The sequence below is a fragment of the Pseudomonas sp. PDM25 genome (assembly GCF_019219045.1).
In the GTDB taxonomy this organism is placed as follows: Bacteria; Pseudomonadota; Gammaproteobacteria; order Pseudomonadales; family Pseudomonadaceae; genus Aquipseudomonas.
Genome location: NZ_JAHUWL010000030.1, coordinates 1 through 18,498, shown reverse-complemented (window position 1 = coordinate 18,498; position 18,498 = coordinate 1). Strand labels below are relative to the sequence as shown.

The 18,498-nt window shown below is 58.4% G+C and carries 16 protein-coding genes; 5 read left to right on the top strand and 11 right to left on the bottom strand.

Going from position 1 to position 18,498, the window contains the following annotated elements; translation table 11 throughout:
* Positions 1-226 precede the first annotated feature (226 nt).
* The 6 genes from flgE to KW848_RS30530 all read right to left on the bottom strand — a co-directional run bounded on the left by flgE (position 227) and on the right by KW848_RS30530 (position 5,348).
* Positions 227-1,552: a flagellar hook protein FlgE gene (flgE, locus tag KW848_RS30555; protein ID WP_218539065.1), complete on the bottom strand. Its 1,326-nt coding sequence runs from the start codon at positions 1,550-1,552 to the stop codon at positions 227-229.
* Positions 1,553-1,583: 31 nt separating this feature from the next.
* A complete protein-coding gene (gene flgD, locus KW848_RS30550; RefSeq protein ID WP_218539064.1) occupies positions 1,584-2,306 on the bottom strand; it encodes a flagellar hook assembly protein FlgD in 723 nt (240 codons plus the stop codon).
* A 15-nt stretch (positions 2,307-2,321) separates the two neighbouring features.
* A complete protein-coding gene (gene flgC, locus KW848_RS30545; RefSeq protein ID WP_046046514.1) occupies positions 2,322-2,765 on the bottom strand; it encodes a flagellar basal body rod protein FlgC in 444 nt (147 codons plus the stop codon).
* 3 nt (positions 2,766-2,768) lie between these two features.
* Positions 2,769-3,176 (bottom strand): flagellar basal body rod protein FlgB, encoded by a 408-nt coding sequence (gene flgB / locus KW848_RS30540; protein ID WP_008147960.1) that lies wholly within the window; start codon positions 3,174-3,176, stop codon positions 2,769-2,771.
* Positions 3,177-3,541: 365 nt separating this feature from the next.
* Entirely contained in the window at positions 3,542-4,369 is an 828-nt protein-coding gene (cheR, locus tag KW848_RS30535) for a protein-glutamate O-methyltransferase CheR (protein WP_074879171.1), read from the bottom strand.
* A 46-nt stretch (positions 4,370-4,415) separates the two neighbouring features.
* Complete coding sequence (locus KW848_RS30530) at positions 4,416-5,348, bottom strand: chemotaxis protein CheV (RefSeq protein ID WP_218539063.1); 933 nt, start codon at positions 5,346-5,348, stop codon at positions 4,416-4,418.
* Between the two features lie 82 nt (positions 5,349-5,430).
* Between KW848_RS30530 and flgA the strand changes: the two genes are divergently transcribed.
* The 4 genes from flgA (at position 5,431) to KW848_RS30510 (ending at position 8,042) form a co-directional block, all read left to right on the top strand.
* Complete coding sequence (flgA, locus tag KW848_RS30525; protein ID WP_218539062.1) at positions 5,431-6,192, top strand: flagellar basal body P-ring formation chaperone FlgA; 762 nt, start codon at positions 5,431-5,433, stop codon at positions 6,190-6,192.
* 168 nt (positions 6,193-6,360) lie between these two features.
* Positions 6,361-6,687, top strand: a complete 327-nt coding sequence (gene flgM / locus KW848_RS30520) for a flagellar biosynthesis anti-sigma factor FlgM (RefSeq protein ID WP_111451684.1) — start codon at positions 6,361-6,363, stop codon at positions 6,685-6,687.
* A gap of 48 nt (positions 6,688-6,735) precedes the next feature.
* Positions 6,736-7,203, top strand: coding sequence for a flagella synthesis protein FlgN (locus tag KW848_RS30515; RefSeq protein WP_218539061.1), 468 nt, complete (start codon positions 6,736-6,738; stop codon positions 7,201-7,203).
* Positions 7,204-7,295: 92 nt separating this feature from the next.
* Positions 7,296-8,042 carry a flagellar brake protein gene (locus KW848_RS30510; protein ID WP_218539060.1) on the top strand — a complete coding sequence of 249 codons (747 nt, stop codon included), beginning with the start codon at positions 7,296-7,298 and terminating at the stop codon, positions 8,040-8,042.
* 72 nt (positions 8,043-8,114) lie between these two features.
* Here KW848_RS30510 and KW848_RS30505 read toward each other — a convergent pair whose 3' ends face one another.
* The 4 genes from KW848_RS30505 to KW848_RS30490 form a co-directional block, all read right to left on the bottom strand.
* Entirely contained in the window at positions 8,115-9,491 is a 1,377-nt protein-coding gene (locus tag KW848_RS30505) for an MFS transporter (RefSeq protein WP_218539059.1), read from the bottom strand.
* A gap of 71 nt (positions 9,492-9,562) precedes the next feature.
* Positions 9,563-10,804 (bottom strand): glutamine synthetase family protein, encoded by a 1,242-nt coding sequence (locus KW848_RS30500; RefSeq protein ID WP_218539066.1) that lies wholly within the window; start codon positions 10,802-10,804, stop codon positions 9,563-9,565.
* A gap of 201 nt (positions 10,805-11,005) precedes the next feature.
* Entirely contained in the window at positions 11,006-11,698 is a 693-nt protein-coding gene (locus tag KW848_RS30495) for a sensor histidine kinase KdpD (protein WP_218539058.1), read from the bottom strand.
* Positions 11,695-13,299, bottom strand: a complete 1,605-nt coding sequence (locus tag KW848_RS30490; RefSeq protein ID WP_111451678.1) for a tetratricopeptide repeat-containing response regulator — start codon at positions 13,297-13,299, stop codon at positions 11,695-11,697. Before KW848_RS30490 ends, KW848_RS30495 begins: the two co-directional genes overlap by 4 nt.
* 244 nt (positions 13,300-13,543) lie before the next feature.
* On the opposite strand from KW848_RS30490, the gene KW848_RS30485 reads away from it, so the two are divergent.
* Positions 13,544-17,680, top strand: coding sequence for a CheR family methyltransferase (locus KW848_RS30485; protein ID WP_218539057.1), 4,137 nt, complete (start codon positions 13,544-13,546; stop codon positions 17,678-17,680).
* A 7-nt stretch (positions 17,681-17,687) separates the two neighbouring features.
* Here the strand turns inward: KW848_RS30485 and KW848_RS30480 are convergent, their stop codons facing one another.
* Complete coding sequence (locus KW848_RS30480; RefSeq protein WP_218539056.1) at positions 17,688-18,227, bottom strand: hypothetical protein; 540 nt, start codon at positions 18,225-18,227, stop codon at positions 17,688-17,690.
* Between the last annotated feature and the right edge of the window lie 271 nt (positions 18,228-18,498).

The following is an 18,498-nucleotide window of genomic DNA, read 5'->3' as shown; positions in this document are numbered from 1 at the left end:
ATCGGCGCTTGGGTGAAAGGAGGAGGGGCGAAATCTCCCACGGTCTGTACTGCGTCAACAGTCGGAATCGAGCCTTGTCCCTCCTCCTCCCTTCAAGTCCTACCATACAAGCGAGCCTGCTCGCGATGAGGCCAGCACAGGTAACCAGAATGCCTGCGTCAGGGACAAATCCCGGTCATAAAAAAACCCCTCTTGCGAGGGGTTCTTTATGCAGCGCTATCCAGCATCAGGTCATCTGAATGATGGTCTGCATGATGGTGCTTTGAGTCGATATGGTCTTGGCGTTCGCCTGGTAGTTGCTCTGCGCCTTGATCAGGTCGACCAGTTCATTGGTCAGGTTGACGTTGGACTCTTCCAGAGAGTTGGAGTGGATCTCGCCCAAGGTACCGGTGTTCGGCGCATCGTAGCCCGGGATACCCGACGAGTAGGTTTCTTTCCAACTGGTGCCGCCTACCGGCTGCAAACCTTGTTCGTTGGTGAAGCTGGCGAGCGAGATCTGGCCGATGGGCTTGGTCTGGCTGTTGCTGAAGTTGGCCAGCATGACACCGCTGGTGTCGATGGTCAGGTTGGTGATCTGGCCGGTAGCGTAGCCGTTCTGCGAAGGAATCGAACGCGCGGTGTCAGCGTTGTACTGCGTGGTTTTGTCCATGGAGACCGTGACGACACCAGAGGCCGCGCCATTGGCTGTCCACACGCCATTGATCACGTTACCCGGAATCCAGCCTGTGACTTTCAGGTCTGGGCTGGTTACCACAGATGGCGGAACGGTCGCCGGGACAACCGGTGTGGTGACCGAAGTCAGCTTGCCGGCGCTGTCGAAGTTCATGGTCGAAGCGACAGGAGGAGTAAGAGGATTGGTAGGGTCACTGCCATCCGGGTTGCGACCCTCGATCAGGGTGTAGGTCTTCCAGGTGTTGTCAGCAGTCTTCACCATGTATTGATCCATGATGTGCTTGTTACCCTGGGTATCGTAAATCGGGGTACTGAACTGCTTGGTGAAAGACGCTTCCTTGGACGGGTCAAACGGATTGGTCGTCTGGTTGATGATGGGAGCTGTGGAGTTCAGGTTGATCGTCGACGAAACCGTGGAGGTGTTTTTTGGCGCCAGGTTCGAAGTATCGATACGCAGGTCAGTCAAAACGCCGTTGAGGATCTTGCCATTGGCATCCACGCCATAACCCTGCAGACGCGCAGAGCCATCGCTATTGGTGACGTAACCGTCCTTGTCGACCTTGAACGTTCCGGAACGGGTGTAGGACATCGACCCGTTCTCGCTCAGCACGAAGAAGCCGGAACCGTTGATGCCCATGTCCAGTACGTTGCCGGTGTTGTTGATGTCACCCTGGGTGAACTGCTGGGAAACGTTGGCCAGGCGCACACCGTTACCGATGGTTTTGCTGCCCGAACCCAGCTTGGTGGCCGAGTAAACGTCTTCGAATTCCGCACGGGACGATTTGAAACCGGTGGTCGCGACGTTGGCGATGTTGTTGCCGGTCACGTCCAGTTGTTTGTTGGCTGCATAGAGACCGCTAAGGCCGATATTGAAAGACATAATCCACTCCTTTGTGCCGTGTTAGTCGGCTCTACATACCAATAGTTTGTACTTTGGACAGGGCGATGCTGCCGAGCCCGGCCAGGTTGAGCATCAACTCACCGCCGGTCTGGCTGATGGTCACGCTGTTGACCGTTGCCGGCAGGTACGTCACCAGCGAGGTCGCCTTGCCGTCGTAGGTCGCCGTAGCGCCGAAGGTATAGGTACCCGCCTTGGCCACTTCGCCTGCATCGTTTTTGCCGTCCCAGATGAAGCTGGAAGTACCGGCGTTCTGGCTGCCCAGGCCGATGGTGCGGACAACTTTGCCATCGGCATCGGTGATCTTGACCGTGACCGGGTCCACCGACGCCGGTACGGCAACGGTGCCGGTGAAACTCTTGGAGGTATCGACCACCGCCGATCCGCCTGGTGCAATGACCGAACGCCCGACCAGCGACGACGCCTGCAATGCCTGGGACGAGTTGTAATTGCTCGCCAGGCCGCTGACGGTGTCGTTGAGCGTGGTGATGCCTTCCAGGCTACTGAACTGCGCCAACTGGGCGACGAACGCACCGTTGTCTTGCGGCTCCAGCGGGTTCTGGTTTTTCAGTTGCGTTACCAGCAACTGCAGGAACGCGTCCTTGCCCAGGGCTTTTTTGCCGGTGGCGCTGTTCGTCGCCGACGCCAGGCCGTCGGCACTGGCGCTGGTCTTGATCGAGGAGTTGGCCAGGATGTCCTTGAGGCTCAAACTACTGGTGGTATCAGTAACACTCATCTGAGTCGCCCCTTATCACTGACCGAGGGTCAGGACCTTCTGCATCATGGTTTTGGCGGTGTTCATCATTTCGGCGTTGGTCTGGAACGAACGGCTCGCGGAAATCATGTCAGCCATTTCTTCCACCACGTTGACGTTCGGGTAGTAGACGTAGCCCTTGGCGTCGGCCGCCGGATGGTTCGGCTCGTAGCGCGCCTCAAGGTTGCTCTGGTCTTCGACCACGCCCAGCACTTGCACGCCTTGACCGGCGGCGTCCTGGTTCTGGAACAGCGAATCGCTGCCGCCGCTCTGCCCGCCCTGGAACATGGTGGCGAATACCGGGTGCCGTGCACGGTAGGTCTGGTCGATGCTCGACGAGACGGTCTCGGCGTTGGCGATGTTACTGGCGACGGTGTTCAGGCGAGTGGTCTGAGCACTCATGCCGCTACCGGCAATGTTGAAAACACTGGCTAGAGACATGACTTACTCTCCACGAAGGGCTGATACCAGCCCTTTGAATTTGCTGTTGAGCAGGGTGAAGCTGGCCTGGAAGTTGACCGCGTTTTCCGCGTAGTTCGACTGTTCCAGCTGTGCGTCCACGGTGTTCTGGTCGATCGACGGTTGCATCGGCGTGCGATACATCAACGACTCGTCGCCATTGCCCAGACCTTCGGCTTCGATATGACGGCTGTTGGTCATGTTCAAGGCGAAAGATCCGCTCTTGGTCTTCTCGTTCTGTGCGGCGAGCACTTTGGAGAAGTCCAGATCCCGAGCCTTGTAGTTCGGGGTGTCGGCGTTGGCGATGTTGTTGGCCAGGACTTCGGCACGCTGGGCGCGGAAGCCCAGGGCTTGTTCGTGGATACCGAGCGCTTTATCGAAGCTGATGCTCATGTCGGAAACCTTCGGGTGACCTGATTTTTCGTAACAGGGACAAAGCAAGCGTCGTGCCAATTCAAAAAAGCCCATAAACCGGGGCTTTGCGGGCAGTGGCAATGTGGCAATGCCAGAAAAGCGGCAACCGATTTCCGCCGCCTGCCGCTTTTCTGCCGCTTATCACGGTAGAAAGAACACCACCTGACCCTGTGGGAGCGGGCTTGCTCGCGAAAGCGGTGTGCCAGTCAAAGCTGATGTCGACTGACACGACGCCTTCGCGAGCAAGCCCGCTCCCACATTGGATCGTGGTGGTGCCGGGAAAATCATCAGGCAAAAAAAACGGGAGCCCCTGAGGACTCCCGTTTTTTGATGACGCCAACGAATCACTTCGCCTGGTAAATGATCCCCGGGCTGCACTGGACCATCTGGTAATGATCCGGCAAACCGTTCAGCGCCTCGGAAGCACCGAGGAACAGATAACCGCCCGGCTTCAACGTGCTGTGAATGCGCAACAGGATGTCCTTCTTCACCTCGGCGGAGAAGTAGATCAGCACGTTGCGGCAGAACACGATGTCAAACTTGCCCAGCGCCGCGTAGCTGTCCAGCAGGTTGAACGAGCGAAACTCCACCCGGCTCTTGATCGGTGCCTTGATGGCCCAGCGTCCCGGCCCTTTTGGGTCGAAGTAACGTTGAAGGCGCTCGGGCGACAGGCCACGGCCGATGGCCAGGCTGTCGTATTCGCCGGTCTTGCAGTTGGTCAGCATGGTGCCGGACAGATCGGTGGCAACGATCTGCACGCCCATCTTCAACTGGCCCATGTTCACGCGCTCGAACTCATCGATCGACATCGACAGCGAATACGGTTCCTGACCCGACGAACAGGCCGCCGACCAGATCCGCAGACGCTGGCCAGGGGCGGCCTTGATCGCTGCGGGCAGCACCTTGTTCTTCAAGACTTCAAACGGATAGGTGTCACGAAACCACAGGGTTTCGTTAGTGGTCATGGCATCCACCACCATCTCGCGCAAACCGCTGCGCGGCTGGGTCTGGATGCGCTGGACCAGCTCACCCAGGGACTTGATGCCTTGCTGTTCCATCAGTTTGTTGAGACGGCTCGAGACCAGGTATTGCTTGTTTTCACCGAGCAAAATGCCACAGGCTTTTTCCAGGAAGACCCGGAACTGTTCGAAATCCAAATTACCCGTAGACAAAGATACCGCCTCTTAAATCGTATTAATCGTTAGGGGCAAAAGGCCCCTAGCTGATGTCTGCTGCTTTGATCCGGCTGACTACCCGGGATGCCAGGTCATCAGGACGGAATTTGGCAAGGAAGTCATCGGCACCGACCTTCTTGACCATCGCCTGATTGAATACACCCGACAACGAAGTATGCAGGATGATGTGAAGCTTTTGCATGCGCGGGTCGTTGCGGATCTCGGCCGTGAGGGTGTACCCGTCCATCTCCGGCATCTCGATGTCGGAAATCATCATCAGGAACTCTTCTTCCGGCTTCTTGCCCTCGTCGACCAGCTTGCGCAGGTAATCCAGCGCTTGCCGACCGTCGTTCAACGCCACCACTTCGACACCGACCGTCTGCAGGCAACGGGTCACCTGCTTGCGCGCCACCGACGAGTCATCGACCGTCAGTACTCGCAAAGAGAGCGCCTTGTGCTGGGTTTCTACATCCACCACGCCGACGGAAATCGCTTCCGGTGTCGGCGCCACTTCTGCCAGCACTTTCTCGACGTCGATGATTTCGACTAACTGATTGTCGACCCGAGTCACAGCCGTCAGGTAATGATCGCGTCCCGTGCCCTTGGGTGGCGGATGAATCTCCTCCCAATTCATGTTGACGATGCGTTCCACTGACCGCACCAGGAAACCCTGGGTCTTGGTGTTGTACTCCGTGATGATCACGAAGGGATTGCTTTGATCTTTCAGCGCACCGGAGCCGGTCGCCATCGCCAGATCAAGAATCGGAATGGTCGCCCCCCGAATATTTGCCACACCGCACACGACAGGACTGGATTTTGGCATCAGCGTCAGTTTGGGGCATTGCAGCACCTCCCGAACCTTGAACACGTTGATCCCATACAGCTGCTGGCCGTCGAGACGGAACAACAACAGCTCAAGGCGATTCTGCCCTACCAGTTGCGTGCGCTGGTTTACCGCATCCATTACACCAGCCATGCACAGACTCCTACACCAACGCTTAAGTGTGTTGCGACGCGCATTCATCACTAAACGGCACGGCGCTTGCTTTTTAACTCTTATGAACACAGAAACGACATTTTTCCGACGCCTGACATCAAACGCCCGCAAATTGCTTTGCGCGGTGTCGGCCGTCTGCCTGTTCAACGCTGGCTGCCCTGCCCTTGCTGACGCGGTTACCTTGCCTGACATGCTTATCGGCGTCACCCAGGGCTTTCTTGAATTCACCGTAGAAGACTATCTGGCCACCAGTCAAACGGAAGGCCGCTACGAAATCGAGGTCAAGCAGCTCGATCCGCGGCTGCGCATGCCCATGTGCGACAAGGAATTGACAGCGTCCCTGGAGAGCCCCGCCACGCCCCTGGGCCGGGTTACGGTCAAGGTTCGCTGCGAGGGCGCTTCGCCCTGGACGGTCTTCGTACCCGCTCAAGTGCGCCTGTTTCGCGACATTGTCACCACCACCCGCCCGCTGCGACGCGCCGGTATCGTCGAGCCCCAGGATGTGACCCTGCGCGAGCGTGACATCAGCCTGATCAGCCAGGGTTACCTGACTTCCGTCGACCAGGCGATCGGGCAGAAACTTACCCGACCAATGGTCGCCGATCAGGTCATGACCCAGGTGCACATGGAACAGGCAGAAGTCATCAGCAAGGGCGACCAGGTGGTGATTACCGCCCGCAGTGGAACGCTGAGCGTACGCATGCCGGGTGAAGCGCTGTCCAACGGCGGCTTGCGCGAACAGATCCGGGTGAAAAACCTCAACTCCCAGCGGGTCATCAAGGCGCAAGTCATCGCGCCCGGCCAAGTGGAAGTAGCGATGTAGAGAACTCTCTGTTTGTGAAGATGTGGCGCGCCACTCGACTGTTCCCTAGACTGTGCCCTATGCAGGGCAAGCGTTGACGCGCGCAAGCTCATTGATAATTGGGCCTAAAGTTTTTCCGGGTATGGCCGAAAACATGGCAAGCGTCCAAATACCCAGAGGTTTTTTGTCATGGTTATCGATTTCAGTCGTTTAAACAGTTCCTCGTCACTTACCGGCAGTACACGTACCAGCACCGCGAAGGAAACCGCCGAAGCCGGCAAGCCCGCACCGCTGAATACCCCGGCCGAACAGGCCAGTACCGTCAAAAGCGGGGAATCGGTACATCTCAGCGATGAGGCTCAACAGTTGCAGAAGGTCACTGACAAGCTGCGCGATCAGCCTGCCGTCGACAACGCCCGCGTGGCCGAGTTGAAAGCAGCGATTGCCGATGGCAGCTACAAAGTCGACAGCAACCGTGTAGCCAGCAAACTGCTCAACTTCGAAGCCCAGCGCTAGGCCAAGGCCTGCGCCAGGCTTTTGGACGCTTAAAACCCAAGGCCAGCCATGCACGACACTAATTTACTGCAACTGATCACCGACGATTTTGCTCCGGCACAGCACTTGCTGGAGTTACTGCAAACCGAGTCCCTCGCCTTGCACGGTCGTGACATGCCACTGCTCGAAGAGATTCTGGCGCAGAAACAGGCATTGATCATTTTGCTCGATCAGCATGGCCGCAAGCGCAGTGAAATCCTCGCCAGCCTCAACCTGCCGACCAATCACAATGGCCTGGAGCAACTTGCCAGCCATTCGAGCATTGGTGATCAGCTATTGGAGCAGAGCGACGTATTGACCGATCTTCTGGCTCAGTGCCAGGCGATCAACGTCAAGAATGGCCAGTCGATTCTGGTGCAACAGGCCGCGACGGCCAATCAGTTGAAAATCCTCAACGGCGGCGAGCCGCCAGCGCTCTACGATGCGCGCGGATCAACCTCCATGCTTGCGAAGCCACGCCCGCTCAGTCAGGCTTGAGCCTGCCGAAAAGCGCGCACTATCAAGACGCGCAACATGCTGGCAATATGCTGGCCAGCCGTAGTCATATTTTGCCTGGAGATGGATGAACCGTGTTCAATGCCTTAAGCGCGGAAGATGCTCCGCAGCCACCCAAGGTGCTCACCACGCCGTTGGAGATCTCCGGCACCCTGCGCCAGCTGCAAGACAGCCATGACCCGCTGATCATCACGTTCCATGAGCGCAGCCAGCGCTTCCAGAGTTATCTGGTGGACATTGACCGTGACAGCAACATGATGGCCCTGGACGAAATGATTCCCCGCGATGGTGAACGCTTCCTGCTCGCCGGCGAACCGTTCAAGGTCGAAGGCTTTCACGACGGCGTGCGTATTGCCTGGGAAAGCAACGGCCCGTTGACCATCGACGAATCCGCTGGCGGTCGCTGCTACCGTGGCGCCCTGCCCGCCCAGGTGGTTTACCACCAGCGTCGCAATGCATTCCGCGCAGCATTGAAGCTGGCACAACTGGTCAACGTCGATCTGGGCGGTGAAAAGCTCAAGTCGCCGATCAGCGGCAAGCTCTTGGACATCTCCGCCACCGGCTGCAAGTTGCGCTTCGAAGGCGACATCACCGCCAGCCTGCAACTGGGCCAGGTGTATGACCGCTTCATCGCCGCCCTGCCCTTTGGCAACATGACGGCACCGGTCGAGCTGCGTTACCTGCACTTCGAAGAAAGGATCTCCACCACCTTCGCCGGCGTACGCTTTCACAACATGAGCGGGCTGGTGCAGCGGCAGGTCGAGCGGTTCGTCTATCAGCTTCAGCGCGAAGCGCGGCGCTTCGACAAAGACGACATGTAATAAGACGCTTCAATAGAAAACGGGCAGTCCCTTGCGGTGACTGCCCGTTTTTTTATGCGTTGTTTTTATGCGTTATGGCCTGGCCTCGGTAAAACTTTGCTCGCGAGGTGCATCAGGGTCTTCGGGTGTCGGATCGGTTTCGGGCCCTGATTCAGGTTCAGGTTCCGGGTCCGGCTCAGGGTTGATCGGGTTCTGCATCTGCTCCTGGACAACTTGCTCATCGACCCGCGGGTCAAGGCAAGCCACCAGTGGCGAACTCGACATACTGTCCGGCATGGCGACGTGATGCAGCGGTGCATCGTCCACCACATGCAGGTTGGTCACCGCTTTCGGGCGAATCCGCCACACCAGTACCAACGCGAAGAAACTGAAGAAGGCATAGAGCATGTGGCTGCCGAACAGCTTCATCAGCACCCCGGCCACCAGCGGCCCGATACTGGCGCCGACACCGTAGGTCACCAACAGCATCGCCGTCAGGGACACCCGGCGATCGCCCTCGACGTGGTCGTTGGAGAATGCCACCGCCAACGGATACAGGCAGAACATCACCAGCGAACAGCAGAACCCGGTGATAAACAAAATCTCCAGCGGTACCTGTTGCATGATTGCCAGCGGCAACGCGGTAAGCGCCAGGACCAGCGCAAAACAGCGGATCAACAACGCCCGGTCATAACGGTCGGACAGCCAGCCCAACGGCCATTGCACCAGCAACCCGGCAAAAATGCAGCTACCCATGAACAGACCGACCTGCTCCGTGGACAATCCCTGCTGTGAGGCATACAGCGGAGCCAGACCGTAGAACGAACCGATGATCAGCCCTGCCCCCAGCACCGTGCTCAACGACTGCGGCACGCGCTTGATGAAGAACCGCGGCTCCATCGGTGCCGGGTGCAACGGCGCCGGGTGAATCCGCCGAGTCAGGGCCACCGGCACCAGGCACAGCGCGAAGCACAAGGCGACCAGCATCAGCAGCTCAAGACCCAGGCCCGGGTGCATGACCAGAATCAATTGACCCAGCACCAGCCCCAGATACGAGGCGATCATGTAGCCGCTGAATACCGTCCCCCGCTGCGTGGCTTCAGCCTGCTCATTGAGCCAGCTTTCGATGACCATGTATTGGCACATCATGCCGAGGCCGACGATGACCCGCAGGAAGATCCAGGCCGGCAACCAGTCCACCAGGCCATGGCCCAGCACCGCCGCACCGACAATCCCGGCGCAGGCCGAATAGGCGCGAATATGCCCGACCCGGGCGATCAACCGGTGGCCGATCTTGCCACCCAGCACCAGGCCGCAATAGTTGGCTGCCATCAACGCACCGACCCACAGGCTGTCGACGTGGTCGGCCGCCAGGCGCAAGGCCAGGTAAGTACTCAACAGGCCAGAGCCGATCAACATCATCAGCGAGGCAAAATAAAGCGCTCGAAAGGGTTTCCAGATTTGGCGCATCGGCGTTCCGAGCGGCTCCTTGCAGTGAGTTTCAGGCTACCGACAAACGATAGCCTGATGTCGACGGATCGTCAGGCCTGGGCCGCTAAAACACGCCGTTCCCAGGGAGTAATTTCATCAAAGAAGCTGGTCAACTCCATGGTCTTCGAGGCGATGTAGCCTTCGATGAACTCCTTGCCAAACAGTTCCTTCGCCAATTGACTACGTTTCAGACGCTCAAGAGCCGCATGCAAGGTACACGGCAACGAAAGATTGTCCGGTACTTCAAATTCGCCCTGGATCGGCTCGCTCGGCTCCAGTTTGTGCTCAATGCCATACAACCCTGCGGCAAGGCTGGCGGCGATCGCCAGGTAAGGATTTGCATCAGCCCCCGGCAAGCGGTTCTCGACCCGACGAGCGGCGGGAGAACTGGCCGGAATACGCAATCCGGCCGCACGGTTGTCGTGGGACCAGCAGGCATTATTCGGCGACGCATACGGATGGCACAAGCGCTGATACGAGTTCACGTTCGGTGCGAACAACGCAGTGAAATCCGCCATGCCAGCCTGCTGACCCGCGATGAAATGACGGAAGGTCGCCGTCGGCTCTCCAGCCTTGTCGCTGAACACGTTACGCTCGCTGCCGATCTCGATGATGCTCTGGTGAATATGCATCGAGCTGCCGGGCGTGTGCGCCAGCGGCTTGGCCATGCAAACCACGGTCAGGCCATGCTTGAGCGCGACTTCTTTAAGCAGATGTTTGAACAGGAGTGTCTGATCGGCCAGCAACAGCGGGTCGCCGTGCAGCAGGTTGATTTCGAACTGGCTGATGCCCATCTCGTGCATGAAGGTATCGCGCGGCAGGCCCAGGGCCGCCATGCAGGCGTAGACTTCACTGAAGAACGGCCGCAAACCATTATTGGAACTGATACTGAACGCCGAATGACCGTCCTCGCGACGACCATCCAGGCCCAGCGGCGGCTGGAACGGTTGAGTCGGGTCGGTATTGGGCGCGAAGACAAAAAATTCCAGCTCGGTCGCCACCACCGGTGCCAGGCCGAGAGCCGCGTAACGCGCGATCACGGCTTTGAGTTGGCCGCGGGTCGACAGAGACGAGCTTTCGCCGGTCAGCTCGTCAGCATCGCAAATAGCCAAGGCTCGCGGTTGCTGGCTCCATGGCAAGCGATGGATCTGTGCAGGGTCGGGCACCAGCGCCAGGTCGCCATCATCGCTGCCGTAAAAGCGCGCTAGCGGATATCCGCCCATGATGCATTGCAGCAGCACCCCGCGCGCCATCTGCAAACGCCGCCCCTCGAGAAAGCCTTCGGCGGTCATGACCTTGCCACGGGGTACGCCATTCAAATCCGGGGTGACACATTCAATCTCATCAATGCCCGTCAATCGCTGTGCGAGTGAGCGATGGCCATCGGTTGTCATGACGCAATCCTTTGTTGTTGTGCGAGCCGCGAACGGCGACCCGTACAAAATAGGCTCCGCCTGTTCGGAATATCAAGCAGCGGCCAACAAAAAGCCCCGTCAGGGGAGGTAAAGGCTGAACACGCCGCCGCCCAGCGGGCCACCATTGCTGATTTCGGTGCGTCCACCCACGCCGTTGCGCTGATGAAGTGCGGCAATCCGCCCGGCAAAGTACAGGCCCAGCCCAGTGCTTCCGCTGCTGTGGTTGATGCCCTGCACGTAATCGGCCTGACGCTCGATCATCTCGGGTGGATAACCCTCTCCATCGTCGTTGACGGTCAGCACCAGTTGCCCGGCTTCATCGCTGACGCTGATCAACACCGCGTGGCGGGCGTAACGAATCGCGTTGTTGATGCTGTTGCTCAGCACCGAAGCAATCAGCTCCCGGTCGAAGAAACCCAGAGGGCTCAGCGGGTCCACTTCATAGGTCGCGATGATGCCGCGACTGGCGAACACGTCCTGGTGGCAGGCCAATTGCGCTTCGATGAAGTCATCCAGTTCATGGTAGGCCGGTTGCAACGGCATCTGGTTGACGCCGAGTTTGTAAAGCCCCAGCAACTGCACCAGCATGCCATTAAGGTGTGCGAATTCGAATTCGATCACGCCCTGCTCCGGCGTGTGCTGCTGCGGATCCGGCAGGCGCGCCAACCATTGGCTGTGGGCCTGCATCACCATCGCCAGGGAATTCTTCATGTCGTGCACGGTGGAGGCAATCACCGTGGAAAAATCGAGTGCCTGTTCGCTGTTGTTCATTCGCCAAACGCCTTGCTTCGCAACTTCTGATAACGGGGAAAACGCGCATCGGTGTCGGGCATCAGGCCGACCATTTTCAGGCACGTCCGACATTCCTCCAGCTCCGCCGAAGGGACACTGGTGTCGGTGCCGTGCAGCAGCGACTGCGCCATGTTCAGCGCGATGCTGATGTTCTTCGGTTGCAGCGCCAGGGCTTTGCGGAACACCTGCCGCGCCTCCACCAGGTTGCCGGTCTTGTAAACCCGCACGCCCTGACGGTTGAGATCGGCTGCGGCGTTGCCGGAGTTGAGGATGGTCGGATCGTCGGTCAACTTGGCGATGCCCTTCATCACCGTCGGGTCGTCGCCGTAGATTTCCGCGCAGTTTTTCAGCATCGAGGCACCGGCGCTGGCCTGCCCGAGCATCTGCAGTTGCTTGGCCACCAGCAGCGCGGCTTCGGCGCTCATGAACTGTTCCATGCCATCGAGGCGCATCATCGCCTGCTCGGTAAGCTTTTCGGCGGTTTCGGCATCGTTGAGCAGCAGACTGGTGGCTTTCATCAATCGCGCACGAATCTGCAGACCTGGGTCGGAGGGGTTTTCCTTGGCCACCGCACTCAGCGTCGTGTTGATTTCCAGTCGAGTCCGGGTATCCAGACCTTTTTCGCTGCCTTTACTGATCAAGGCATGGGCCAGGCCGAGGTTGCTCTCCGCATCCTTGAAACGTGACTGCGCGCCCTGCGCCACGGCCTGACGATAGGCTTTGGAGGCGGTGTCGAAATCTTCGTTGGTCATCGCCAACTTACCCAGCAGCGCTTGCCGGCGCACCGCCAGCGGCGACAAGCGGATCGCCTCTTCCAGCACACGCTGGGCCGCCTTGGTGTCGCCTTCGGCGACCAGCACATCGGCCATGCCGTCGTAGAGCGCCGGCATCATCGGGAACACTTTCAGGGCTTTTTCGTAGACGCCTTTGGCCTGAGCGACCTGGCCACGCTTGAACAGCAGCTTACCCAACCCGGCAAACGCCCACGGCAACGGTCGATCGGCAATGATGCTGTCGTAGAGACGTTCCAGCGCCTCGTTCTGATTAAGGTCGCGCAACGCATCGGCGCGGTAGCGCAGGCACAACGGCGAGTAGCGGATGTCTTGCTTGCACAGGGCGATGCAGGCATTGAGCACTTCAACCGGTTTGCCCCGGTCAAGGGCCTGCAGAATCGGCTTGAGCAAGGTCTTGCGTTGCTCCAGCCGCTCCAGGCGTTGAGCCAGGCCGGAACGGTTGAACGGTTTGGTCAGGTACGCATCGGGTTCGTGTTCCAACGCACTGAGCACCATCGCCTGACTGGTCTCGGCGGTGACCATGACGAACACGGCCTCATGGCTGATCAGCTTCTCGATCATCAGGTCCTCAAGCACCTGCTGGCCGTTCTTCTTGCCATCGCCCAGGTGAAAGTCCTGCAGGATGAAATCGTAAGCCTTCTGCGAACACATACGCAGCGCCTGTTCACCGGTGTCGGCGGTGTCGACATCCTTGACGCCCAGCTCGCGCAGCATGGACCTGACGGAACTGCGAAAATCCGAGAAATCATCGACGATCAAAAAACGCTTTTGGTGATACGACAGCATCGAAGATTTCCAGGCAATTTAAGAAGAAGACCATGACTGTTCGGGTTATCGGCCAGAACAGGCATTCACTTGAAGCAACGGGAGTGCAATCGCTCATTTGGCGGTCAAAGAATCTATGGAGGCGCCCATGGCGAGCTAAATATTTGAAGGTGTTATTGAAAAACGGGATTATCCTGACCTATTGAATTGCGCTTCCTGTCGCTTGAAATCAACACGCTTTACGTCGTAGCTAAAGGCCTAAGTCATGACCACCAAACCCAAGCGCTCGGATACCCCTACCGAGCGAAAGGCCCTGATCCCCAGCACCCTGGACTTTCCGGTGGTGGGCATCGGTGCGTCAGCGGGCGGGCTGCAAGCGATCAAATTGTTCTTTGAAAACATGCCTCAAGACAATGGCATGGCGTTCGTGATCATTCTCCATCTGTCGCCCGATCACCAGAGCATCGCTGACAAGATCATCCAGGAATCGACCAAGATGCCGGTTCTGCAGGTGACCGAAACGGTGGCCATCGAGAAAAACCGGGTGTACGTCATTTCACCGGCGCAACGGCTGGCAATGAACGATGGCTTTCTGGAAGTCAGCGCCACAGACCCGCGCGAAGGTCGCCACGCATCCATTGATCTGTTTTTCCGCGACCTGGCCGATGTACACCGCGAGCGCGCCTTCTGTCTGGTGTTGTCGGGCACCGGCTCGGACGGCGCGGTTGGTTTGTCACGGATCAAGGAACAAGGTGGCATCACACTGGTCCAGGCACCGGAAGACGCCGAATTCGATGGCATGCCTTGCGCCGCCATCGAAACCCGCATGGTTGACCTGGTGCTGCCTGTGGTGGAAATGCCGCAAAAACTGCTGGAGCTATGGCGCAACTCCAAGGAAATCACTTTACCCATCGCTAATGATCCAGAACTGCAAAACGTTGCTACGGTGTCCGAGCGTGACGCGGCTCTTGCCGAACAGGTCCTGCGCGACATCCTGATTCAGTTGCGCACCGGCACCGGCCATGACTTCAAACACTACAAACGCGCCACCGTATTGCGCCGGATCGAACGCCGCATGCAGGTCACCGGCCAGTCGGACCTGAGTGCCTATTACCAGTATCTGCAGAACAATCCCGAAGAAACCAAGGCACTGCTGGGCGACATGCTGATCGGGGTGACCAACTTCTTCCGTGACAGAGAGGCTTTCGAAGCCCTGGAGCGGGATGTCGTGCCGCAACTGGTCAGCGCCGCCGTGTCCGCACACCCCGAGAAAGAAGAAATCCGGGTCTGGTCCGCGGGCTGCTCCACGGGCGAAGAAGCCTACAGCCTGGCCATGCTGCTCAACGATCAATTGCAACTGGACGCCAGCGCGGCGTCGATGCAGCTGTTCGCCACCGACATCGACGAACGCGCCATCAGCATCGGCCGGGCCGGCCTGTATCCACAGGCGATCGTCACCGATGTGCCACCCTCGCGGCTGCGTCACTACTTCATCAAGGAAGACGATCATTATCGGATCCGCAAGGAAATCCGCGAAAAGGTCTTGTTCGCCAAGCACAGCCTGTTGTCCGACCCGCCCTTCTCGCAGATCGACCTGATCGTTTGCCGCAACCTGCTGATCTATCTGGATCGCGAAGTGCAACGCGAAATCCTCCAGATGTTCCACTTTGCCCTGCGTCCCGGCGGCTTCCTGTTCCTCGGTTCTTCCGAGAGCGCAGACGCGTGCCACGAATTGTTCGCGCCGGTGGATAAACGCAACCGGATTTTCCGCGCCAAGACCGGCACGGCCAACAGTCGGCGCACACCGACCATGCCGCGTGGAGGCTATGTGCGGACCAACACTTCCCAACAGGTCCCGCAAAGCAGCGCGCCGCGTAAATTGTCATTTGCCGATATCCATCAACGCGCCCTCGAACACTCCGCACCACCGAGCGTGATCGTCGATGCCAACGCCGACATCCTGCACATGAGCGAGAGTGCCGGGCGCTTCCTGCGTCATGTTGGCGGCGAATTGTCGCGGAACTTGCTGACACTGATTCTTCCGGAACTGCGCCTGGAAATCCGCACCACGCTGTTCCAGGTCCAGCAGAGTGGCCTGCCGGTCAAGTCCCGCGAAGTGCCGATCAAGCGTGACAAGCGCAGTTACCTGATTGATCTGGTCGCGCATCCCTACAAGGATGAAGATTCGGACGGCGAATACGTCCTGGTGATTTTCGAGGAAGTCGAGGTCGACCCTGCCGAACAAGCGGCCACCACTGTGCTACAGACCGAAAGCCAGGTGCTGTCCAACCTTGAGCGCGAACTGCAACGCACCAAATTGCACCTGCAGGACACCATCGAACAATCGGAAGTCTCCAGCGAAGAGCTCAAGGCTTCCAACGAAGAAATGCAGGCGATCAACGAAGAACTGCGTTCGGCCACCGAGGAGCTGGAAACCAGCAAGGAAGAGCTGCAGTCGATCAACGAAGAGCTGTTGACGGTCAACTACGAGCTGAAAACCAAAGTCGAAGAAACCGACAAGATCAACGACTACCTGACCAACCTGATTGCCTCCACCGACATCGCCACGGTGTTTGTCGATCGCAGCATGCGCATCAAGTGGTTCACTCCGCGTGCCACTGACATCTTCAGCATGTTACCGGTGGATACCGGGCGCTCCTTGCTCGACATTACCCATCGCCTGCATTACGAGGACATCGTCGCAGACGCGGCCCAGGTGTTCGAATCGCTGAACATGATCGAACGCGAAGTCAGCAGCACCGACAACCGCTGGTACATCGCCCGCCTGCTGCCCTATCGCTCCAGTGAAGACCATATCGACGGCACCGTGCTGACGTTCATCGACATCACCAAACGTCGTGCGGCTGAAGAAGAGCTGCGACTGGGCGAAGAACGCATGCGCCTGGTCGCCGAAAGCACGCGCGACTACGCCATCATCACCCTTGATGAGCAGGGCGTGATCACCACCTGGAACAAAGGCGCCGAATTGATCTTCGGCTACAGCAAGGCCGAGGCCGAGGGCGCCTATTACGACTTCATTTTCTCGCCTGAAGATCGCGCGTCCGGCGTGCCTGAAAACGAACTGCTGGCGGTGCGCACCCATGGCCGCAGCGAAGATGAGCGCTGGCACGTGCGCAAGGACGGCAACCGCTTCTTTTGCAGCGGCGAGGTGACCTTGCTCAGCGGCGACAATCTCAAAGGCTACGTCAAAATCGCCCGCGACCTGACCGGCCATAAACGCCAGCATGAAGAACAGAGCCAACAACTGGCCGAAACGCGCAACACCAATTACCTCAAGGATGAATTCTTCGCGGTCATGTCCCACGAACTCAAACATCCGTTGAACCTGATTCAGCTCAATGCAGAACTGCTGCGTCGCTTGCCGGTGACCAAGTCTGTGGAGCCGGCCGCCAAGGCCGTCAACACCATCTGCGACGCCGTCAACAGCCAGGCAAGAATCATCGATGATCTGCTGGATGTCGCCCGGGTCCGTACCGGCAAACTGAAACTGAAACCCATCGCCGTGGATCTGGCCAGTGTGTTGCGCGATATTCACGCCGTCGTGCTCAGCGACCGACACGACGCCACCGTCGAGCTGCACGTGCCTTCAGACGCATTGATGGTCCATGCCGACCCGACGCGCCTGGAGCAAATTATCTGGAACCTGGTGAATAACGCGCTGAAATTCACGCCCTCCAACGGCCACGTGCAAATGATCGCCAGCCAGGTTGGAAACATGGCGCGGCTGGACGTCAAAGACGACGGTGCAGGCATCGCCCCCGAGAACCTCGATCACGTGTTCGACCTGTTCGGCCAGGCTGAAAAGCAGCATGTCAGCCACAACCGTGAAGGACTGGGAATCGGCTTGTCACTGGTCCGCCAGTTGACCGAGGCCCAACGGGGAACGGTTGAGGTGACCTCTGCCGGGGTGGGAACAGGGTGTACCTTCACGGTTTACCTGCCCTTGGCCCACACCCTAGATGAGCCGCAAACCCCGACTCAGGTTGAAGAATCCTCTGGCAGGCTGAGCGGTTTGACGATCCTGCTGGTCGACGACTCCGCCGATGTACTGGAAACCTTGAAAATGCTGCTGGAAATGGAAGACGCGCAAGTGATTGCGTTCGACCGTCCGGTGGCGGCTTTGGATGCCGCAAAAAGCACGCGCTTCGACTTGATCATTTCTGACTTGGGCATGCCGGTCATGAATGGCCACGAGCTGATGAGCGCATTGCGTCAGTTGCCGCTGGTCAAGGATGTGCCGGCCATTGCACTGACGGGCTACGGCGCCCACAGCGACATTCAAAAATCACGGCAATCGGGCTTTGACCAGCACATTGGAAAACCGGTGTCCTATGATGATCTGATCGAAACCATTGAAAATCTGCGACGCTCCCAGACCTGAGGCAGGGTCAGCGCAGATAGGCCCGTTGTACGCAGGCTCGTCGATCGATGGCCTGCCTAAGCCGCTCCTTGTTATCAGCCCAGACCCTGGGATCGACTCTGGTTGAGCGCATCAGCTCCAGCATGGCTGCCTTGGCAGCCAGGTACTCCGACCAGGCATCTTCGGACCTGAGTTTCAAAGACTGGCGCTCGGTCATTTCCATCCGCCGCAGGGCCAGTTCCGGCTCATCGGTAATCACTGGACTCAAAGTCACCTGCACCCGATGCGGCGCGACGAACTCCTGGGTATCCGCAACAATCTCCCTCGCCCGCTGAGCGCCCCACTTCAACGCCGCGCAGTAATGCTCACCGGCGTGCCGGTCATGAGACTCCTCGCAAACCGCCCAGCCATCGGTGCCGTAGACACCTATAAATACCTGGGTAACCCCCTCATGACTGGCCCGTGCCTGCACCTCGATGTGCAGCCCATTGCTGAGTACCTCTTCATGCGCATGAAGGGGTAACTGCGTGTTGGTCCATAACCAGAATTTTGCGCCTCTTCGCCGCATCGACGTTGCCCCATGAGTTATGTCTGGAGTAAGGCACAGCAATGCCAGACTTTCCATGTAGATCGTCGGGTGATGACACGTAGAAAAGAGCAATCAACAGCTGGCGCAAACCCAGCGGGGACTCCGTAGCAGATGTTTTTTCTTCGGACAAAACAAAACCCCTACCTGCATACGCAGATAGGGGTTTCGGAATTTAATCTTGACGATGACCTACTCTCACATGGGGAAACCCCACACTACCATCGGCGATGCATCGTTTCACTGCTGAGTT

Coding starts and splice junctions, on each gene's coding strand:
- flgE (WP_218539065.1), bottom strand. CDS start 1,552: ATGTCTTTCAATATCGGCCTTAGCGGTCTCTATGCAGCCAACAAACAA.
- flgD (WP_218539064.1), bottom strand. CDS start 2,306: ATGAGTGTTACTGATACCACCAGTAGTTTGAGCCTCAAGGACATCCTG.
- flgC (WP_046046514.1), bottom strand. CDS start 2,765: ATGTCTCTAGCCAGTGTTTTCAACATTGCCGGTAGCGGCATGAGTGCT.
- flgB (WP_008147960.1), bottom strand. CDS start 3,176: ATGAGCATCAGCTTCGATAAAGCGCTCGGTATCCACGAACAAGCCCTG.
- KW848_RS30530 (WP_218539063.1), bottom strand. CDS start 5,348: ATGGCTGGTGTAATGGATGCGGTAAACCAGCGCACGCAACTGGTAGGG.
- flgA (WP_218539062.1), top strand. CDS start 5,431: ATGAACACAGAAACGACATTTTTCCGACGCCTGACATCAAACGCCCGC.
- flgM (WP_111451684.1), top strand. CDS start 6,361: ATGGTTATCGATTTCAGTCGTTTAAACAGTTCCTCGTCACTTACCGGC.
- KW848_RS30515 (WP_218539061.1), top strand. CDS start 6,736: ATGCACGACACTAATTTACTGCAACTGATCACCGACGATTTTGCTCCG.
- KW848_RS30505 (WP_218539059.1), bottom strand. CDS start 9,491: ATGCGCCAAATCTGGAAACCCTTTCGAGCGCTTTATTTTGCCTCGCTG.
- KW848_RS30500 (WP_218539066.1), bottom strand. CDS start 10,804: ATGACCGCCGAAGGCTTTCTCGAGGGGCGGCGTTTGCAGATGGCGCGC.
- KW848_RS30495 (WP_218539058.1), bottom strand. CDS start 11,698: ATGAACAACAGCGAACAGGCACTCGATTTTTCCACGGTGATTGCCTCC.
- KW848_RS30490 (WP_111451678.1), bottom strand. CDS start 13,299: ATGCTGTCGTATCACCAAAAGCGTTTTTTGATCGTCGATGATTTCTCG.
- KW848_RS30485 (WP_218539057.1), top strand. CDS start 13,544: ATGACCACCAAACCCAAGCGCTCGGATACCCCTACCGAGCGAAAGGCC.
- KW848_RS30480 (WP_218539056.1), bottom strand. CDS start 18,227: ATGCGGCGAAGAGGCGCAAAATTCTGGTTATGGACCAACACGCAGTTA.